The sequence below is a fragment of the Candidatus Dormiibacterota bacterium genome (genome assembly GCA_036495095.1).
Taxonomy (GTDB): Bacteria; Chloroflexota; Dormibacteria; order Aeolococcales; family Aeolococcaceae; genus CF-96.
This window is the reverse complement of record DASXNK010000070.1, coordinates 1-17,940: the sequence shown is the minus strand read 5'-3', so window position 1 is coordinate 17,940 and position 17,940 is coordinate 1. Positions and strand designations below refer to the sequence as shown.

The 17,940-nt window shown below is 73.3% G+C and carries 18 protein-coding genes; 13 read left to right on the top strand and 5 right to left on the bottom strand.

Annotation, left to right across the window (positions count from 1 at the left end; genetic code table 11):
- From VGL20_07490 to VGL20_07470, 5 genes are all read left to right on the top strand, one after another.
- Nucleotides 1–1,029, top strand: a 1,029-nt coding sequence (locus VGL20_07490) for a galactose oxidase early set domain-containing protein (GenBank protein HEY2703517.1), incomplete at its 5' end; no start/stop codon positions are given.
- A 127-nt stretch (nucleotides 1,030–1,156) separates the two neighbouring features.
- On the top strand, nucleotides 1,157–2,377 hold the full coding sequence (locus VGL20_07485; protein HEY2703516.1) for a hypothetical protein: 1,221 nt from the start codon (nucleotides 1,157–1,159) through the stop codon (nucleotides 2,375–2,377).
- 185 nt (nucleotides 2,378–2,562) lie between these two features.
- On the top strand, nucleotides 2,563–3,756 hold the full coding sequence (locus VGL20_07480; GenBank protein ID HEY2703515.1) for an SPFH domain-containing protein: 1,194 nt from the start codon (nucleotides 2,563–2,565) through the stop codon (nucleotides 3,754–3,756).
- A complete protein-coding gene (locus VGL20_07475) occupies nucleotides 3,753–4,763 on the top strand; it encodes a TIM44-like domain-containing protein (protein ID HEY2703514.1) in 1,011 nt (336 codons plus the stop codon). Before VGL20_07480 ends, VGL20_07475 begins: the two co-directional genes overlap by 4 nt.
- A gap of 22 nt (nucleotides 4,764–4,785) precedes the next feature.
- Entirely contained in the window at nucleotides 4,786–5,256 is a 471-nt protein-coding gene (locus VGL20_07470; protein ID HEY2703513.1) for a GNAT family N-acetyltransferase, read from the top strand.
- Nucleotides 5,257–5,362: 106 nt separating this feature from the next.
- On the opposite strand, the gene dnaK is transcribed toward VGL20_07470, so the two are convergent.
- Nucleotides 5,363–7,288: a molecular chaperone DnaK gene (gene dnaK / locus VGL20_07465; protein HEY2703512.1), complete on the bottom strand. Its 1,926-nt coding sequence runs from the start codon at nucleotides 7,286–7,288 to the stop codon at nucleotides 5,363–5,365.
- A 181-nt stretch (nucleotides 7,289–7,469) separates the two neighbouring features.
- On the opposite strand from dnaK, the gene VGL20_07460 reads away from it, so the two are divergent.
- Together VGL20_07460 and VGL20_07455 are read left to right on the top strand one after the other, a co-directional pair.
- Nucleotides 7,470–7,817 (top strand): hypothetical protein, encoded by a 348-nt coding sequence (locus VGL20_07460; GenBank protein ID HEY2703511.1) that lies wholly within the window; start codon nucleotides 7,470–7,472, stop codon nucleotides 7,815–7,817.
- Between the two features lie 10 nt (nucleotides 7,818–7,827).
- Nucleotides 7,828–8,538 carry an NRDE family protein gene (locus VGL20_07455; protein ID HEY2703510.1) on the top strand — a complete coding sequence of 237 codons (711 nt, stop codon included), beginning with the start codon at nucleotides 7,828–7,830 and terminating at the stop codon, nucleotides 8,536–8,538.
- Here VGL20_07455 and VGL20_07450 read toward each other — a convergent pair.
- Genes VGL20_07450 through VGL20_07440 form a run of 3 tightly spaced genes read right to left on the bottom strand, consistent with a single transcriptional unit; the run spans nucleotide 8,528 to nucleotide 9,821 of the window.
- Nucleotides 8,528–9,223: a protein-L-isoaspartate(D-aspartate) O-methyltransferase gene (locus VGL20_07450; GenBank protein HEY2703509.1), complete on the bottom strand. Its 696-nt coding sequence runs from the start codon at nucleotides 9,221–9,223 to the stop codon at nucleotides 8,528–8,530. The two genes, VGL20_07455 and VGL20_07450, sit on opposite strands and share 11 nt — an antisense overlap.
- A gap of 38 nt (nucleotides 9,224–9,261) precedes the next feature.
- On the bottom strand, nucleotides 9,262–9,498 hold the full coding sequence (locus tag VGL20_07445) for a hypothetical protein (GenBank protein HEY2703508.1): 237 nt from the start codon (nucleotides 9,496–9,498) through the stop codon (nucleotides 9,262–9,264).
- The gene (locus VGL20_07440) at nucleotides 9,498–9,821 is read right to left on the bottom strand and encodes a heavy metal-binding domain-containing protein (GenBank protein HEY2703507.1); all 324 of its coding nucleotides are present in this window, start codon (nucleotides 9,819–9,821) and stop codon (nucleotides 9,498–9,500) included. Before VGL20_07440 ends, VGL20_07445 begins: the two co-directional genes overlap by 1 nt.
- A gap of 91 nt (nucleotides 9,822–9,912) precedes the next feature.
- Between VGL20_07440 and VGL20_07435 the strand changes: the two genes are divergently transcribed.
- The 5 genes from VGL20_07435 to VGL20_07415 are packed head-to-tail and all read left to right on the top strand — an operon-like array spanning nucleotide 9,913 to nucleotide 14,960.
- A complete protein-coding gene (locus VGL20_07435; GenBank protein HEY2703506.1) occupies nucleotides 9,913–10,380 on the top strand; it encodes a GNAT family N-acetyltransferase in 468 nt (155 codons plus the stop codon).
- A gap of 9 nt (nucleotides 10,381–10,389) precedes the next feature.
- On the top strand, nucleotides 10,390–10,689 hold the full coding sequence (gene gatC / locus VGL20_07430) for an Asp-tRNA(Asn)/Glu-tRNA(Gln) amidotransferase subunit GatC (GenBank protein ID HEY2703505.1): 300 nt from the start codon (nucleotides 10,390–10,392) through the stop codon (nucleotides 10,687–10,689).
- Entirely contained in the window at nucleotides 10,686–12,158 is a 1,473-nt protein-coding gene (gene gatA / locus VGL20_07425) for an Asp-tRNA(Asn)/Glu-tRNA(Gln) amidotransferase subunit GatA (protein ID HEY2703504.1), read from the top strand. Before gatC ends, gatA begins: the two co-directional genes overlap by 4 nt.
- Nucleotides 12,155–13,657, top strand: a complete 1,503-nt coding sequence (gene gatB, locus VGL20_07420) for an Asp-tRNA(Asn)/Glu-tRNA(Gln) amidotransferase subunit GatB (GenBank protein ID HEY2703503.1) — start codon at nucleotides 12,155–12,157, stop codon at nucleotides 13,655–13,657. The genes gatA and gatB overlap by 4 nt, the downstream gene beginning before the upstream one ends.
- Nucleotides 13,638–14,960 carry a class I SAM-dependent RNA methyltransferase gene (locus tag VGL20_07415; protein HEY2703502.1) on the top strand — a complete coding sequence of 441 codons (1,323 nt, stop codon included), beginning with the start codon at nucleotides 13,638–13,640 and terminating at the stop codon, nucleotides 14,958–14,960. The genes gatB and VGL20_07415 overlap by 20 nt, the downstream gene beginning before the upstream one ends.
- On the opposite strand, the gene VGL20_07410 is transcribed toward VGL20_07415, so the two are convergent.
- Complete coding sequence (locus VGL20_07410; GenBank protein ID HEY2703501.1) at nucleotides 14,957–15,718, bottom strand: IclR family transcriptional regulator; 762 nt, start codon at nucleotides 15,716–15,718, stop codon at nucleotides 14,957–14,959. The two genes, VGL20_07415 and VGL20_07410, sit on opposite strands and share 4 nt — an antisense overlap.
- 237 nt (nucleotides 15,719–15,955) lie before the next feature.
- Between VGL20_07410 and VGL20_07405 the strand changes: the two genes are divergently transcribed.
- A complete protein-coding gene (locus VGL20_07405; protein ID HEY2703500.1) occupies nucleotides 15,956–17,761 on the top strand; it encodes a helix-turn-helix domain-containing protein in 1,806 nt (601 codons plus the stop codon).
- Nucleotides 17,762–17,940 lie beyond the last annotated feature (179 nt).

Sequence of the window (17,940 nt, the reverse complement as noted above, 5' to 3'; positions counted from 1 at the left end):
CAGATCTTCAGCATCAACGGTGACAACGTCGACGTCCAGCGCGGTCCCGACCTGCACCACGCCCGGTGGTTCACCGCCGGCGTGATGCTGCCCACGGGCAAGGTCCTGGCCCTGCACGGTGCCGACAAGGACGAGGTCATCGATCCGGGAAGCGAGGTCGCCAACCGGAATACCGAGCTCTACGACCCGGAGGCCAACAGCTGGACGGACATGGCCCCGATCGGCCGTGACCGCACCTACCACAACTCGGCGATCCTGCTGCCCGACGGCCGCGTCCTCGCGGGCGGGCACTCGCCGATTCCGGCGCACTACGGCCATCACGGTGACGTGATGCCCGGGACGACCGCGAACAACCAGAAGGACTCGAGCTTCCAGATCTGGAGCCCGCCCTACCTGTTCAACGGTGTCTCCCGTCCGAAGATCACCAACGCCCCGGCCGGAATCACCTGGGGCGAGAACATGAACGTCACCGTCGACAACGCGTCCGACATCACCAAGGTCGAGCTGTACCGTCTGCCGACGTCGCAGCACGTCCTGTCGAACAACAACCGTCTGGTCGAGCTGCCCTTCACCACGAACGGCAACACCCTGACGGCGACGGTGCCGGCCAACCACAACGTGGCCACCCCGGGTGGCTACTACATCTTCGTGACCAAGGGCAAGGGCTCCGGCGAGACCCCGTCCGTGGCCGCGATCACCATGCTGGGGAACAGCGTCGACAACAGCGCGGCGCCGATCCCGATGCAGGACAGCACCTCCGCGGGCGGCTTCGGCGCATCGCCGCCTGGTGCCAGCGGACCGCAGCCGGGCGCGTCCAACCTTCCGGGGAACCCCCCGGTGGATGGCTCGACCGCCAAGCCCGGCATCCACTACGTCCAGGAGTTCGTCGCCCTTCCGAAGGCGATCTCCAGCAAGCTGGCCGGCTTCCTCCGCAATGACGGAGAGGGCTCGGTGGCCCTGGTGGCTCTGCTGACGGCACTCGGACTCGGCCTCGGCATCCGCGCCCGGCGCTGGGTGACCCGGAGGTAACCACCGATCAGCCGGCGGCCGCGTAGCCGCCCCCAGTAGATACCCATCCTCTGGGTGCCCCCCCAGCGTGCGTCCCGCAGGATGCAGCACCGGGGGGGCACCTCTTCTTCTGGCAGACTGAGATCTGATGCGCACCCCCCGTACTCCACGTACGCTTCCGGCCGTCATCGCGCTCGTCGCCCTGCTGGGCGCGCTGCTGGCGACGTTCCTCGGAGCGGCTCCGGCCCGAGCTCACGAGATGGATCCGCACGTGCGGACCGTCCTCGAGTCGGTGATCCCCGCGCCTCCCGCGGGGGTGACCATCGACGTGCGCAACACCGTCATCTCCTCGGAGATGCTCGTCGCGAACACGACTTCGACCGAGGTCCAGGTGCTCACCGACGCGGGACGGACCTACCTGCGGATCGGGCCCCAGGGAGTGCTCGGCGACCTCAACACCCCGGAGTGGTACCAGTCGAACAACCCGTACGGGACCGCGAACATCCCGACGCCGGCGCAGAACCCCAACGCGCCGCCCTTCTGGGGCCGGGCGAGCCACGACTCCGACTGGGGGTGGTTCGAGCACCGGATGCACCCGAAGCCCACGCTGGATCTCCCGCCCCCTCCGGCGTCCGGGGTGCAGACGATCTCGCGCTGGATCGTCCCCCTGCGCTACGGCAACCAGGACATCAAGGTCCTGGGCCGGGTCGACTACGTCACCTTCAAGGGCGGGTACAAGGCGGTCCTCACCTCGACGCCCACGCCCTTCGACGGGGTGAGCGTCTCGGTCGTCCCCGGCCGGCTGCCGGGCGTCTTCCTCGCGAACACCGGCACGGTGCCGGTGGTGGTGAAGGGCCGCCAGGGCGAGCCCATGCTCCGGATCGGCCCGGCGGGCACGGAGGCGAACCTCCACAGCCCGTCATGGGTCGACAACCTCAAGGGCCACGGCGACACGCCCACCGTCGAGGCGGACGCGAGCGCGCCTCCGCAGTGGTCGCTCGTGCATCCCGAGCCGCGCGAGCTCTGGCTCGAGACCCGGGGCTTCTACACCAAGGAGATCCCGCCGGACGACATCATCACGCGCAAGCAGGCGACGGTGCTCCTCCGCTGGAGCGTGCCCCTCGTCCAGGGGACGAAGACCGCCACCCTCACCGGCACCACCAGCTACATCCCCGAGGCGCAGCCGCCACCGGCCCCGGCGGCGGCGAGCACCGACGACTCGGTGCCGTGGGTCGGGCTGGTGATGTGGGTGATCCTCCTCGCGCTGATCGGCACCGGGGCGGTGCTCGGCCTGCGCTGGCGGCGGGCGCGGATGGCGGCCGGCGCTGCGGCGCCTCCGGCGGGGGCGGGGGCGAGGCGGCGACGATGAAGAACGGCACCGGGATCAACAACCACTGGGCCCTCGGCCTCACCGGCGTCCTCGAGGTGGTCCCGCCCCGTCGCTGACCCGGCACATCGTCGCCTGGGTCCATCGCGGCGGCCGAGCGGTAGCATGGGAGCGCCCGCCCGGGCCATCCGCGCGCGGGCACGACGTCAACCATCGAGGAAGCTTTCATGGCGCTCTTCAGGCGCGAGAACATCGCCGTCCCGGACGAGCGGAAGGACCAGATCGTCTACAAGTGGCCGGACCTCCAGATCCGCCGCTTCACCAAGGCGATCGTGGCCCCCGACGAGGTCGCGATCTTCCTCTACCAGGGACAGGTGATCGGCACCATGCCCCCGGGCCGGCACCAGGTCGACGCCACCGAGCTGCCCTTCCTGGGGATGTTCAAGGACATCCTCACCGGCGGGAACGCCTACCGCACCGAGCTCTACTTCGTCTCCTCGCGGGAGATCCGCGACCGCTTCGGCGGCCGCATCGACGAGGTGCAGGACCCGCAGACCGGGATGCTCGTCACCCTGCGCGTCTTCGGTGACTACATCCTCAAGGTCACCGACCCGGTGGCGCTGATCACCAAGTACAGCGGCACCCAGAACGTCCCCGACAACAGCAGGATCACCGACCTCTGCGACGACCTGCTGCTGCGCTCGCTCCGGCAGGACCTCACCAGGAACATCGTCCGCAACGGCTGGCCGGTGCTGGGCCTCTCCGCGTTCACCGACGAGATCGAGGGCACGACCCTCGAGGGCGGCAACGCCCGGCTCGCCGACTACGGGCTGGCCCTGGTGGGGCTCACCAACTTCGTCATCAGCCTCGACGACGAGACCGAGGCCGAGCTGCGCCGCCTCGCCAAGGACACCGCCTACTCCCGTCTCGCCGGCGGCTTCCAGCAGTACGCGGCGGGCGAGATGGCGCTGGGCGCGGGCGAGGGGATGGCCAAGGGCGGCGGCGGCGTCTCCGGGGCGTTCCTCGGCGCCGGGATCGGCCTCGGCGGGGTCGCCGCCCAGCCGCCGCCACCGGGACCGCCGCCGCCGCCCGCCCCGGGATTCGCGGGCGGGGGCGCCGGGTACGCCACCCAGCAGCCCGCCACCGTGTCCTGCCCCTCCTGCCACGCCGCCAACACCGCCGGCGCGAAGTTCTGCGCCTCGTGCGGCACCTCGCTGGCGCCGCCCACGGTGACCTGCCCGTCCTGCCAGGCGACCGGCCCGCAGGGGTCGAAGTTCTGCCCGTCCTGCGGCACCTCGCTGGCGCCGGCGGTCCGCACCTGCGCCGGCTGCGCCACCGAGCTCGCTGAGGGCGCGAAGTTCTGCCCCTCCTGCGGCAGGCCCACCGCGCAGCCCGACGCGCCCCCGCCGGCGGTCCCGTGACCACCCCGCTCCTCGCCGCCGCGGGGCTGCTGGCGCGCGCCGGCGGCGGCCACAGCTTCGGCGGTGGCGGCGGCTCGCGCGGCGGCGGCGGCGGCGGCAGCAGCTTCAGCACCGGCGGTGGCGGCGGCGGCCACGGGTTCTTCTTCTTCCCGTTCTTCCTCGGCGGCGGCGGGGGTGGCGGCGCCATCATCGGCATCCTGTTCCTCATCGTCCTGGTGGTGGTGGCGTTCGTGCTCTTCCGCCTGGTGCGCAGCTGGATGTCCGGTGGCGGGATGGCGCGGAGCGCCTTCGACACCGGGTCCACCGGCGCCTCCTACGGCGCCGGGTCGGTGCCGGCGCCGCCGCGCTCGTCGACCCCCTACGACGACAGCCGTCCGATCGGCGTCCCCGAGGGGCTGCGAGGCGCGATGCTGCCGGGAAGCTCGCCGGTGGCGATGGCCAGCGAGGGCACACCCGACGGCCTCGCCGCGATCACCGCCCACGACCCCGCCTTCGACGAGAGCGCCTTCCTCAGCGAGGCCGAGCGCGCCTTCTTCGTGGTGCAGCAGGCGTGGACCGAGCTCAAGCCGGACCTGAGCCGGCGGGTGATGGCCGACGGCATCTGGCAGCAGCACAAGGCCCAGATCGAGGGATACGCCGCCCAGGGGCGGCGCAACGTGCTCGACCAGCTCGCCGTGGGCAACGCGCGGATCATCGGCGCCCACAGCGACCAGACCTACGACACCCTCACCCTGCGCTTCCTCGCCGCCTGCGCCGACTACGACATCGACGTGAAGAGCGGCAAGGTGGTGCGCGGCAACCGCAGCGTCGAGCAGTGGACGGAGGACTGGGTGTTCCAGCGCGCCTCGTCGGCGACCACCAAGCCGAAGGGCGGCACCCTCTCGTCGAAGTGCCCGAACTGCGGCGCCCCCCTCGACCTCGACCTCGCCGGCGTCTGCTCCTACTGCCGAGCGCCGGTGATGAGCGGCAGATACGATTGGGTGTTGACCCGCATCGACCAGGTCTAGGGCTGTCGCTCCTCGGACGGTGGTGATCCGGGCGGCGCGGGATGACGACGCGGGCGGGTTGGTGGCGCTGGTGGGGGCGTGCTGGGCCGAGTACCCGGGCTGCGTGCTCGACGTGGATGGGGAGGAGCCCCACCTGCGCCGGATCGCCAGCGCATACGCGGAGTGGGCTGGCGAGGTGTTCGTCGCGGAGGAGGCGGGCGTGGTCGTGGGGTCGGTGGGCTGGGTGCCGTCCGGCGCCGCGGGGATCGAGCTGCGGATGCTGTACGTGGCCGCGGCGGCGCGGCGGCGGGGGCTGGGGGCGCGGCTCGCGGGGCTGGTGGAGGACGCCGCGCGGGGGCGTGGGGCGGCCGTCGTCGAGCTCTGGTCGGACACCCGGTTCCATGACGCCCACCGGCTCTATGCCCGGTTGGGGTACGCACGCTCGGCGCGGACGCGCGAGCTCCACGACCTCTCCAACACGGTCGAGCACCACTTCCGCAAGCGGCTGCGCTGAGCGGCTCCGGCGCGAAGGCGAACGATGGCGGCGCACGGGCCGCAGCGAAGGGGCGGCGCGCACCCTGCGCGCCGCCCCTCGCCGCTCCGGAGGAGGGAGGAGGTCCCTAGACCTCCTTGAACTCTGCGTCGACCACGTCCTCGCCGCCGTGGGCACCGTGGGCGCCCCTGTCGCCGGCGGTCGGGGCGCCGCCGTCGGGCGAGCCGTTGCCGGGGCCGTCGCTGGGCGGGGGCCCGGCCTGGGCGTACACCGCCTCGCCGATCTTGGAGATGCTCGCCTGCAGGTCGTCGTGGGTCCGCTTGATGGCGTCGTTGTCGTTGGCGGCGATGGCGTCGCGGATCGCCTTCACCTTGCCCTCGATGTCGGTGCGCAGCTCGGCCGGGACCTTGTCGCCGGCGTCCTTCAGGGCCTTCTCGGCCTGGTAGGCGAGCTGGTCGGCGTGGTTGCGGGTCTCCACCGCCTCGGCGCGCTTGCGATCGGCCTCGGCGTTGGCCTCCGCCTCCTTGACCATCCGGTCGACCTCCTCCTTCTGGAGGGTGGTCGATCCGGTGATGGTGACCCGGTTCTCCTTGCCGGTGCCCCGGTCCTTGGCGGTGACGTTGAGGATGCCGTTGGCGTCGATGTCGAAGGTCACCTCGATCTGGGGCAGGCCGCGCGGCGCCGGGGGGATGCCGTCGAGCATGAACGTGCCCAGGATGCGGTTGTCGCGCGCCATCGGCCGCTCACCCTGGAGCACCACGATCTCGACGCTCGGCTGGCTGTCCGACGCGGTCGAGAAGACCTGCGACTTCGAGGTGGGGATGGTGGTGTTGCGCTCGATCAGGCGGGTGTTCACCTCGCCCTCGGTCATGATGCCCAGGCTCAGCGGGGTGACGTCGAGGAGCAGGACGTCCTTGACCTCGCCCTTGAGCACGCCCGCCTGGATGGCGGCGCCGATGGCCACCACCTCGTCCGGGTTGACACCGCGGTGCGGTTCCTTGCCGCTCAGCTCCTTGACCAGCTCGGCGATCACCGGCATGCGCGTCGAGCCGCCGACGAGGATCACCTCGTCGAGCTCGGAGGCGGTCATCCCGGCGTCCCGCAGCGCGTCACCGAAGGGCTTGCGGCAGCGCTCGGTGAGGTCCTCGGTGAGCTGCTCGAACCTGGAGCGCGAGAGCGTCAGCGCGAGGTGCTTGGGACCGCTCGCGTCGGCGGTGATGAAGGGCAGGTTGACCTCCGTCTCCTGCCGCTGGGAGAGCTCGATCTTCGCCTTCTCGGCCGCCTCGGTGAGCCGCTGCAGCGCCTGGCGGTCGCCGCGCAGGTCGATGCCCTGGTCCTTCTTGAACTCGTCGGCGAGCCAGTCGACGATCCGGCGGTCGTAGTCGTCACCGCCGAGGTGGGTGTCGCCGTTGGTCGACTTCACCTCGAAGACGCCCTCGCCGACCTCGAGGACCGAGACGTCGAAGGTGCCGCCGCCGAGGTCGAAGACGAGGATCTTCTCGTTGGCCTTCTTGTCGAGGCCGTAGGCGAGGGCCGCCGCGGTGGGCTCGTTGATGATGCGGAGCACGTTGAGGCCGGCGATCTGGCCGGCGTTCTTGGTGGCCTGCCGCTGGGCGTCGTTGAAGTAGGCGGGGACGGTGATGACCGCGTCGGTCACCTTCTCGCCGAGGTACGCCTCGGCGTCCGTCTTCAGCTTCTGCAGGATCATCGCGGAGATCTGCTCGGGGGTGTGGCGCTGGCCGGCCACCTCCACCTCGACGCGGCCGGCGTTGCCGGCGACCACCTTGTAGGGGACCTGCTTGGCCTCGTTGGTGACCTCGGAGAGCAGCCGTCCCATGAAGCGCTTGATCGAGTAGACGGTGTTCTCGGGGTTGACGGCCGCCTGACGGCGCGCGAGCGTCCCGACCAGCCGCTCGCCGGTCCGGGTGAAGGCGACGACGGAGGGGGTGGTGCGACCGCCTTCGGCGTTGGCGATGACGACGGGCTCGCCGCCCTCCATCACTGCCACCACGCTGTTGGTGGTGCCGAGATCGATGCCGACGGTCTTTGCCATGAAACGGGTGCCTCCGGGAGATGATGACGGTGGGGTACCGGCCGGGCGCCGACGCCCTCGCATCGGGGCGGGGCCACGGGGCCGTACTCCCTGCGTACCGCGGCCGGCGCTCACTCTAAACGTGGAGGGTCCGGGGTGGGGAGTCCCGGCCCGGCCCCGGAGGCGTAGGCTCAATCCCGTCATGGCCGACGACGGGCAGGAACTGAGCGTCGACAGCCTCCTCCGGGAGCTGCGGCAGCGTGCCGACGAGGACTTCACCACCCCCCCGGGGGCCCACGAAACCGGCCGCCACACCGTCGAACTGGCGGGGATGGGCATCAAGGTGAGCATCACCCGGTCGCGCTATCCCAACCGGGCCGACGGGGTCGACCAGTACGCCGTGACCATGTCCCGGCTGAGCCTCGACACCGCCCCGGAGGAGGCGCAGGCCGGGCGGATCCTGATGGCCGCCTTCGGCGAGGCAGCCGCCCAGGCGCAGGAGCGGCCCGGCGGCCCGGTGGTGCGGATGTTCCGCGTCCCCGCCGTCTGACCCACCGCCGATGTGCACCATTCTCATCGCCTGGCGCTGCGTGCCCGGCGCCCCGGTGGTGCTCGCCGCCAACCGCGACGAGTTCCTCGGCCGCCCCGCGGCGCCGCCCGCGGTGCTGGTGGAGCGTCCCCGGATCGCCGGCGGCCGCGACCTCGTGGCCGGCGGCACCTGGATGGCGGTGGCCGCGGACGGCCGGGTGGCGGCGGTGACCAACCGCCGCTCGGAGATGCGCGACCCCAGCCGCCGCTCCCGCGGCGAGCTGCCCCTGGCGGTGCTCGGCGCCGGCGACGACGCCGCGGTGCGCGGCCTCGTCGGCGGGCTCGACCCCGGCGCGTACAACCCCTTCAACCTCCTCGCCCTCTCCCGGACGCAGGCGCTGGTGGCCCACGGCGTCACCCCGCTCGAGGTGGTCGAGCTCCGGCCGGGTCCGCACGTGCTCACCGTCCACGACCTCGACCAGCCCGCCGAGGCCCGGGTCGAGGACCTCCTCGCCCGCCTCGGCGAGGCGGCCGGGCGCGCCGCCTCGCCGCTCGCGCTCCTGGAGGAGATGGAGGACCTGCTCCGCGACCCCGAGCGGGCCTGCGTCCACGGCGACCTCTACGGCACCGTCTCGGCCTCCTCGGTGATCGTCCCCGACGCCGGCCCGGTGGGGTACCGCCACGCCGCGGGGAGGCCCTGCGAGGTCGCCCACCGTGACCTCAGCGCGCTGCTCAGCCGGTGAACGCCCGGTAGCCCTCGCGGCCGACCAGACGGACGAAGCGGCAGGGTCCCAGGTCCTCCATCTCGCAGTGCCGCCCGGTGCGGCGGACCCGGAGCAGCCGCTCGCCCTCCTCACCGACGGTGACCGGCACCACCAGCCGGCCGCCGTCGGCGAGCGCCCGGATCAGCGATTCCGGCGGTCGCGGGGCGGCGGCGCCCACGGCGATGGCCTCGAACGGGCCCCGGCCGTCGAGGCCGGCGCTGCCGTCGCCGGCGACGACCTCGACCTCGATGCCCATCCGCTCCAGCCGCGCCCGCGCGCTCCGGGCGAGCTCGTCGATGCGCTCGACGCTGACCACCCTGCCGCCGCAGGCCGCGATCACCGCGGCCTGGTAGCCGGAGCCGGTGCCGACGTCGAGCACCCGCTCGCCGGGCCGCAGCTGGAGCGCCTGCACGATGACCCCGACCATGAGCGGCTGGGAGATGGTCTGCCCGTGGCCGATGGGCAGGGCGCGGTCGGCGTAGGCCTCGAGCTCGTCGCCCTCGATGACGAACGCCTCGCGGGGCAGCTCCGCCATCGCCGCCAGCACCCGCTCGTCGTCGACGCCGCCGCGGCGGAGCCGGTCGAGCATCTCGGCGCGCCGCGAGTCGGGGGTGCCGGTGCCGCCGCCCCAGAGGCGGCCGAGGAAGTCCGCGCCAGGTCCCATCCCCACTTCGTACCACCCCGGCCCGGCGAGCGGAAGCGTCAGCGCTCCGGGCGGGGCGGCGGTGCGGGCTCGTCGACGTAGACGCGGGTGCCGGTGGCCGGGTTCATGTGGACGCGCTGCCTCCGGCCGGTCTCGGGGTCGACGAGCACCTCGCCGGTGGGGACGGTGGGGCCGGGGTCGCCGGGGCGGTAGCGCTCCCAGCCCAGCTTCCAGGTGGCGATCGCGGCGGCGAGCACCAGCGCGGCCACCGCGACGTAGAGGAGGAGGGGCTCCATCAGGAGGCGGGCTCGACCACCACCGCGGTCCCGTAGGCGACGATCTCGGACATGGTGGCGCCGATCTCCGAGCTGTCGAACCGCATCATCACCACGGCGTTGGCGCCGGCCGCGGTCGCCGACTCCACCATCCGGTCGACGGCCTGGCGGCGGGCGTCCTCGAGCAGCTTGGTGTACGAGGCGACCTCGCCGCCGGCGACGCTGCGGAAGGCGGCGGCGATGTTCCCGCCCAGCCCGCGGGTGCGGACGGTGAGGCCGAAGACCTGGCCGATGACGCGGCTGACGCGATATCCGGTGAGGTTCTCGGTGGTCACGATGATCACGGCGGGCCTCCGGGTCGATGACGGGTGCGGGCAGTATGGGCCGCGACCCGTCCCGAGGCCCAGCCGGGGCTGGTGGGCGTAGCCTGCACCCATGCGGATCGAGCGGCTGGCCGCCGGGGACGACGTCGAGGTCCGGGCGATGCTGACCGAGCTCGCCCTCGACGAGCAGGAGCGCTACGACCACCCCCGGCTGTCCGCCGAGGAGGTGGCCGGCGGCACCGCCCTCCCCCGGCACCACTTCACCGGCGAGAACCACCTCCTGGTGGCCCGTGACCAGGCCGGAGCCGCCGCCGGGCTCTGCTGGTGCGTCCTCTTCGACCCCGGGACCGGCCTCGAGGGGGAGGTGGCCGAGCTCTACGTGCGCCCCGAGGCGCGCGGTCGCGGGGTGGCGAGCGCCCTGCTCCGGGACGCCATGGCGCTGTTCCGCCGCCGCCAGGTCACCTTCGCCTGCGTCTGGACCCGCGACGACAATCCGGCCGCGCTGGCCGCCTACCGCAGTGCCGGATTCACCCCCACCGAGCAGGCGGTCCTCACCTGGCTGCCGCTGCCCGGTCGATAATGCCTGCCCATGTCCCTCACCCCTGACGAGGTGGCCCACGTCGCCATGCTCGCCCGTCTCGGCCTCGGCGAGGACGAGAGGGCGCGGCTGGCGGTCGAGCTCGGCGCCATCCTCGAGCACATCTCGAAGCTCGACCAGGTCGACACCTCGCAGGTCACCGAGACCGCGCAGGTCGGCGGCCTCGTCAACGTGTGGCGCGAGGACGAGGACCGGCCGCCCTTCGGGCAGCGCGCGGCGCTGGCCAACGCCCCCGACCACGACGGCCGCCACTTCCGCGTCGGCCAGATCCAGGAGGAGGGAACCGCGTGAGCGCCGCGCCCGAGACCCTCGCCGGGTGCGTCGCCGCGCTGCGCGCCGGCACGGTGAGCGCCGCCGAGCTGCTGGAGCGCTCCCGCGCCCGCATCGCCGCCCTCGACCCGCAGGTGAACGCCTTCCTCGGCCGGACCGGTGAGCTCGCCGACCGCGCCGCCGCGGCCGCCGACCGCCTTCTCGCCGAGGACCCGGCGAGCGCCCCGCCGCTCTGCGGCGTGCCGGTCGCGCTGAAGGACGTGCTCTGCCTCGAGGGCGCCGAGACCACCGCCGGTTCGCGGATCCTGGGCGGCTTCCGCCCCCCCTACACCGCCACCGCGGTGCAGCGGCTCCTCGACGCCGGCGCCGTGGTGGTGGGGAAGACGAACTGCGACGAGTTCGCGATGGGCTCCTCCAACGAGAACTCCGCCTACGGACCGGTGCGCAACCCCTGGGACCTCGGCCGGGTGCCCGGCGGCAGCAGCGGGGGCAGCGCCGCCGCGGTCGCCGCGCGGATGGTGCCGCTCAGCCTGGGCACCGACACCGGCGGGTCGATCCGCCAGCCCGCCGCGCTCTGCGGGGTGGTCGGCTTCAAGCCCACCTACGGCCGGGTGTCGCGCTACGGGCTGATCGCCTTCGCCTCGTCGCTCGACCAGGTCGGGCCCCTCGCGCTCACCGTCGAGGACGCCGCCCTCGGGTACCTGCTCATCGCCGGCCACGACCCCGCCGACGGCACCTCCTCGCGCAGCGCCGTCGAGGACCCGCTGACCGGGCTGGGTGAGGGGGTCGAGGGACTGCGCCTGGGGGTCCCCCGCGAGTACTTCGGGGTGGGTCTCGACCCCGGCGTCCGCGCCGCCGTCGAGCGGGCGCTCGAGGTGCTGCGCGGCCTCGGGGCCACCCTCGAGGAGGTGTCCCTGCCCAGCACCGACGCCGCCCTGTCGACCTACTACATCATCGCGCCCGCCGAGGCCTCCTCCAACCTCGCCCGCTACGACGGCATCCGGTTCGGCCTGCGCGAGGACCGCGGCAGCCTTCTGCAGACCTACCTGAGCACCCGCGACGCCGGCTTCGGCCCCGAGGTGAAGCGGCGGATCATGCTCGGCACCTACGCGCTGAGCAGCGGCTACTACGACGCCTACTACCGCAAGGCGCAGAAGGTGCGCACCCTCATCTCCGAGGAGTTCTCGCACGTCTTCGAGCGCGTGGACGCGATCGTCTGCCCCACCTCGCCGGTGACCGCCTTCCCCCTCGGCACCCACTCCGACCCGCTCTCGATGTACCTGCTCGACGTGCTCACCGTGCCCGTCAACCTCGCCGGCCTGCCCGGGGTGTCGGTGCCCTGCGGGATGGTCGGAGGCCTGCCCGCGGGCCTGCAGGTGGTGGCGCCGCGGTTCATGGACGCGCGGGCGCTGCGCATCGCCCACGCATATGAGCAGGCCACCGAGTGGCACACGCTGCAGCCCGGCGGCGTCGAGGCGGCGGCGACGTGACCGGGACGCTGCGCGACGCCTCCGCGGCGCAGGGGGGATCGGGGGAGTCCGCCGTCGACCACGAGGCGGTGATCGGGCTCGAGGTGCACGCCCAGCTGCTCACCCGCAGCAAGATGTTCTGCGGCTGCCCGGCGACCTACGTCGAGGCCGAGCCCAACGACAACACCTGCCCGGTCTGCCTGGGGATGCCGGGCACGCTGCCGGTGATCAACCGGCGCGCCGTCGAGTACACGGTGCGCACCGCGCTGGCGCTGAACTGCGTGATCCCCGACTTCACCAAGTTCGACCGCAAGAACTACTTCTACCCCGACCTCCCCAAGGGCTACCAGATCTCCAAGTACGACCTTCCGCTGTCGGTCGACGGCCACCTCGAGTTCGACCTCGACGGCCGCCGGGTGCGCTGCGGCATCACCCGGGTGCACCTCGAGGAGGACACCGGCACCCTCCACCACGCCGGGGACGTGCTCCAGAGCGCGACCAGCTCGCTGGTCGACTACAACCGCTCCGGGGTGCCGCTGATGGAGATCGTCGGCGAGCCCGACCTGCGCAGCGCCGCGGAGGCGAAGGAGTACCTGGAGCGGCTGCGCCAGATCCTCATGTACATCGGCGTCAACGACGGCAACCTCGAGCAGGGCTCGTTCCGCTGCGACGCCAACGTCTCCATCCGGCCCCGGGGCACCGAGACCCTGGGGGTCAAGGTGGAGATCAAGAACATGAACTCCTTCCGGGCGGTGCAGCGCGCCGTCGAGTACGAGATCGCCCGCCAGATCGCGGTGCTCGACGGCGGCGGCAGCCTCCACCAGGAGACCCGCGGCTGGGTGGAGGCGCGCGGCGCCACCATCTCCCAGCGGAGCAAGGAGCAGGCCCACGACTACCGCTACTTCCCCGAGCCCGACCTCGCCCCGCTGGTGCTCGGGGCGGAGTTCGTGGAGGAGGTGCGGCGTGCGCTCCCGGAGCTTCCCGAGGCGCGGGCGGCGCGGCTGATCGAGCAGCACGGCATCACCGAGGGCGAGGCGGTGCTGCTCACCGCCACCCGCGAGCAGGCCGACTCGTACGAGCGCATCGTCGGCCGCGGAGTTTCCGCCGGGGTCGCCGCGAGGTGGCTCGGCAACGACGTCCTGCGGCTCGCCAACGCCGACCACCTCCCGCTCTGGGAGAGCGGCCTCGGCGAGGACGGGCTGGTGGCGCTGCTGGGGCTGGTGGAGGCGGGGACGGTGAACTCCACCACCGCCAAGGCGCTGCTCGAGGAGCTCTACCTGGCCGGCGGCGACCCCGTGGCGATCGTGCGCGACCGCGGCCTCGGCCAGGTCAGCGACACCGATGCGCTGGGCGCCCTGGTCGACGCCGCGATCACCGCCAACCCCAAGGCGGTGGCCGACTTCCAGGCGGGCAAGGAGACCGCGCTGCAGCCGGTGGTGGGGCACGTGATGAAGGCAACCCGCGGCCGCGCCGACGCGCGTCTGGTCAACCGGCTGCTGCGTGAGCGCCTCTCCGGCTGAGCGCCGGGCCGCACGCCGCGCCGCCGGCACCCGGCTGGAGGTCACCTGCGGCCCGATGGTGCACGGCGGCGCCTGCATCGCCCACGTCGAGGGCGGGGTGATCGAGGGCGAGCGCGGCGAGACCGTGCTCGTCGAGGGCGCCATCCCCGATGAGCGGGTGGAGGTGCGGGTGCACGGCCGCCAGGGCGGGGTCTGGCGGGCGCGGGTCACCGAGGTGCTCGAGCCCTCCCCGGACCGGGTCACGCCGCCCTGCCCGTACGTGCCGGCGTGCGGCGGCTGCGACCTCCAGCACGTCGCCTATCCGCGCCAGCTGGCGCTGAAGCGCGAGGTGGTGCTCGACGCCATGCGGCGGCAGCACGTGACCGTGCCCGACGAGGTGCCGGTGCACGGCATGGACGACCCCTGGCGCTACCGCCGCCGCGGCGAGTTCCACGTGGTGCGCGGCCCCGAGGGCACCGCCGCCGCCGACCTCGGCTTCAATCGGGCGCGCTCGTGGAGGCCGATCGCCGTCGACGACTGCCTGATCCACCACCCGACGATCGGCGCCGCCCTGCCGGCGCTGCGCTCGCTGGTGCGGCGGGGCGGCACCGACGAGCTCAGCGCGCTCCACCTGACCGTGGGCGGCGGAGGCAGCGACCTGCTGGTGCGCGCCCGCCCCCTCGACGGCGTCGACCCGGCGGTGCTCGACGAGATCGCGATGGAGGCCGGCGACGGGGTCACCTGGCACACCGCGGCGGTGGGCGTGGAGTGGCGCGGCCATCAGTTCCGGGTCGAGCCCGAGACCTTCGTGCAGGTGAACCACGCCCAGATGGCGGTGCTCTACGACCGGGTGCTCGACGCCCTCGGCGACCTCACCGGCCGGCGCGTCGTCGACGCCTACGCGGGCATCGGCATCCTCAGCACCGCGATCGCCGCCGCCGGAGCCGAGGTGGTGTGCATCGAGGAGGTCCGCTCCTCGGCGCGGCTCGGGCTGCTCAACGCGCGGCTCAACGGGGTCGAGGACCGGCTCCGCTACGTCGCCCAGCCGGTCGAGCAGGCGCTCGCCGGCCTCGGCGCGGAGGCCGCCGTCGACGCCACCGTGCTCGACCCCCCGCGGGCCGGCTGCGCCGGCTCGGTGACCGGCTGGCTGGCGCTCGCCGGGCCGCCCCGGATCGTGTACGTCTCATGCGACGCCGCGACCCTGGCCCGCGACCTGCGCCTGCTCTGCGAGCTCGGCCCCTACCGGGTGGAGCGGCTCGAGCTCGTCGACATGTTCCCCCAGACGCACCATGTCGAGAGCCTCGCCGTCCTCGGCCGGGCCTAGAGCGTCAGCGCGCACCAGCGGGCGATCCGCGCCGCGGTGTCGGTCAGCGGCGGCACCACCGTGTCGAGGGCGGCGAGCCGGCCGCGGGGCATCGACACCCCGACGGCGCCGACCAGGCTGCCGACCACGACCGGTGCGGCGACGCAGGCGACGTCGGGGAGGTACTCCTCGTCCTCGACGGCGACGCCGGTCGCGCGGATCCGCTCGAGCTCGGTGAGCAGCGCCTGGCGGCTGGTCAGGGTTCGCGAGGTGTAGGGATGGAGGGGGTGGCGGGCGAGGTAGTCGTGGCGGTCCCTGGCTTCGAGGAAGGCGAGGACGCAGCGGCCCAGCGCGGTGGCGTGGGCGGCGTCGCGGAAGCCGACCCAGAGGTCGATGCGGGGCGTCTGCACGCTGTCCTGGATGTCCTTCACCACGATCTCGCCGCCCTCGTGGAAGGCCAGGTAGGCGGCGGCGTGCACGCCGTCGCGGAGGGCGGCCAGTGCTGGGCGGGTGCGCTGCAGCAGCGCCTGCAGCCGGCTGGTGTCGAGCAGGGTCGCGACCCCGTCTCCGAGCACGTACGAGCCGTCGGTGCGGCGCTCCAGGTAGCCCTCGTAGGTGAGGGTGCGGAGCAGGTGGTAGGTGGTTCCCATGGGCAGGCCGACGCTGCGTGCCAGCTGCTTCGCGGGAGCCCCGCTGGGGGCGCGGGAAGCGGCTCGCAGCAGTGCGAGGGCGCGCTGCACCGAGCTGATGAGCGTGGCAGGTGCGCACGTCGTCGTCACCAGGCAGACCCTCCCCGCGTCCGCCGCCGCCGCCTCCTCCGGGCGCCGCCGGCGTTGTGCGGATTGGAGCAGAAGACCGGGGCGAACGAGTGTCCTGCCTTGAGACATGTCTCACTTTGAGACATGTCACGGATATCCTCCTTGTCGGTGCAGAGGTGCTCTTCTATAGTGGCGACGCGAGGAGCGCAGTGGCACCGGCGATCTCTCCGGGCGCTGTGTGGACGACCTGCCGTGGACATGGAGGGCCTCGGGGAGGCGGGCCCGCAGATGTGGAGGAGCCGCGAGCGGTTCCTCGACGAGGGACTGGTCTCCGATGCGGTGCGCCCGGAGATCGCGCGCTCCTGGGTGCGGTCGAAGCAGAGCGGTGTGCTCGCGATCGGGGACCCGGTCACCCGGCACACCGACTTCGACCCGGGCAACCGCCTGCTGCGCCTCGCCCGCCCGATCCTCGACCGGCTCGCCGACGACGTGGCCAACGCCGACATGGTGGTCATCCTCACCGACCCCACCGGGCTGGTGCTCGACCGTCGCGCCGGCACCGCGGCGCTGCGCCGCGGCCTCGACCGGGTGCTGCTCGCGCCCGGCTACCTCTACAGCGAGGAGACCGTGGGCACCAACGGCATCGGCACCGCCGCGGAGATGCGCGACGTCGCATGGGTGGTCGGCAGCGAGCACTACGCGGAGTGGCTGCGCTGGCTCTCCTGCGCGGGGGCGCCGATCCGCAACCCGATCACCGGCCGGGTCGAGGGGGTCATCGACCTCACCTGCCGGCTCCAGGACACCAGCCCGCTGATGGTGCCCTTCATCAAGGACGGGGCCCGCGAGATCGAGCGCCGCCTCTACGAGGACGCGTCGCAGAGCGACCGCGACCTGCTCGACCGCTTCGTCGCGGTGGCGCGCCGCTCCAGCCGGCCGGTGGTCGCGCTCAACGCGCACACCGTCATCGCCAACGCCGCCGCGGCGCGGCTGCTCGAGCCCGCCGACCATGCGCTGCTCTGGAACCACGGTGCCCGCGCGATCGAGTCGGGAAGCGTCGCCGCTCGCGCCTTCCGGCTCGCCGAGGGCAGCCTCGCGGCGGTGCGCTGCATCGACTTCGCCCAGGGTGACCCCGAGCACGGCGTGGTGCTGGAGATCGACCTCGAGCGTCCCCACGCGTCGCCGTCGCGGGCCCGGGCCGACAGCCGACCGGGACGGCGGCTCCCGGAGTCGCTGCCGGGACGCAGCCTGGCGTGGCGGCAGGCCTGGACCGCGGTGATCGACCACGCGGCGCTGCGCCTGCCGCTGCTGCTCACCGGCGAGCCCGGCACCGGCAAGCTGGCGATGGCCCGCGCCGCCCACGACGAGGTCGGCGACGCCGGTCCCTTCACCGTGGTCGACGCCATCATGGCGCGGGTCGACGGCGACACCACCTGGCTGGGCCAGGTGCGCACCCGGCTCACCGACCCGGTGGGGGTGCTGGTGCTGCGCCACCTCGAGGCGCTCGACCGGCGCACCGCGCAGGCCCTCGGCGGCGTGCTCGAGGGCACCGCCGGCGAGGCCGCGCCCTGGGTGGTCGCGACCCTCTCGCAGGCCCCCGACGGCGAGCCCGGGACCGATGTCTCGCTCGCCGACCAGTTCCCCGCCGACATCCGGTTGCCACCGCTGCGCGAGCGCCCCGAGGACCTCAGCGACATCGTCCCCGCGCTCATCCTCCGCCATACCGGCGAGCCCGGAGCCCATGGCGCCGCGGAGCTGATGCAGGCGCTGATGCGCGCCGACTGGCCGGGCAACGTGCGCCAGCTGGAGAGCGTCATCCAGGGGATGGTGGCGCGGCGCTCGCACGGCGAGCTCACCCTGCGCGACCTGCCGTCCGCCTACCAGCGGGTGCCCTGGCGCCGGCTCAGCCCGATGGAGCGGATCGAGCGGGCCGCCATCCTCCACGCCCTGGAGCAGACCGGAGGTCACAAGGTGCGGGCCGCCGCGCTGCTCGGCATCGGCCGCGCCACCCTGTACCGAAAGCTGAAGGAGCTGGGCATCGCCGACCCCCGGGAGACGTTCGCCTAGCGGCCCACCGGCCATCGGACTCATGCCGGGCCGGCTCTGCCTCTCGGGCGCCTCCAGCACCCGCCGGTGGCGGTGCCCAGCAGCAGGCCGTCGTGGGTCTCGAAGCAGAGGTCGCCCCCGGCGGTGCGGCGGATGTCGAACTCGCCGTCGTGGTGCCGGTTGTGGTGGTATTCGCACAG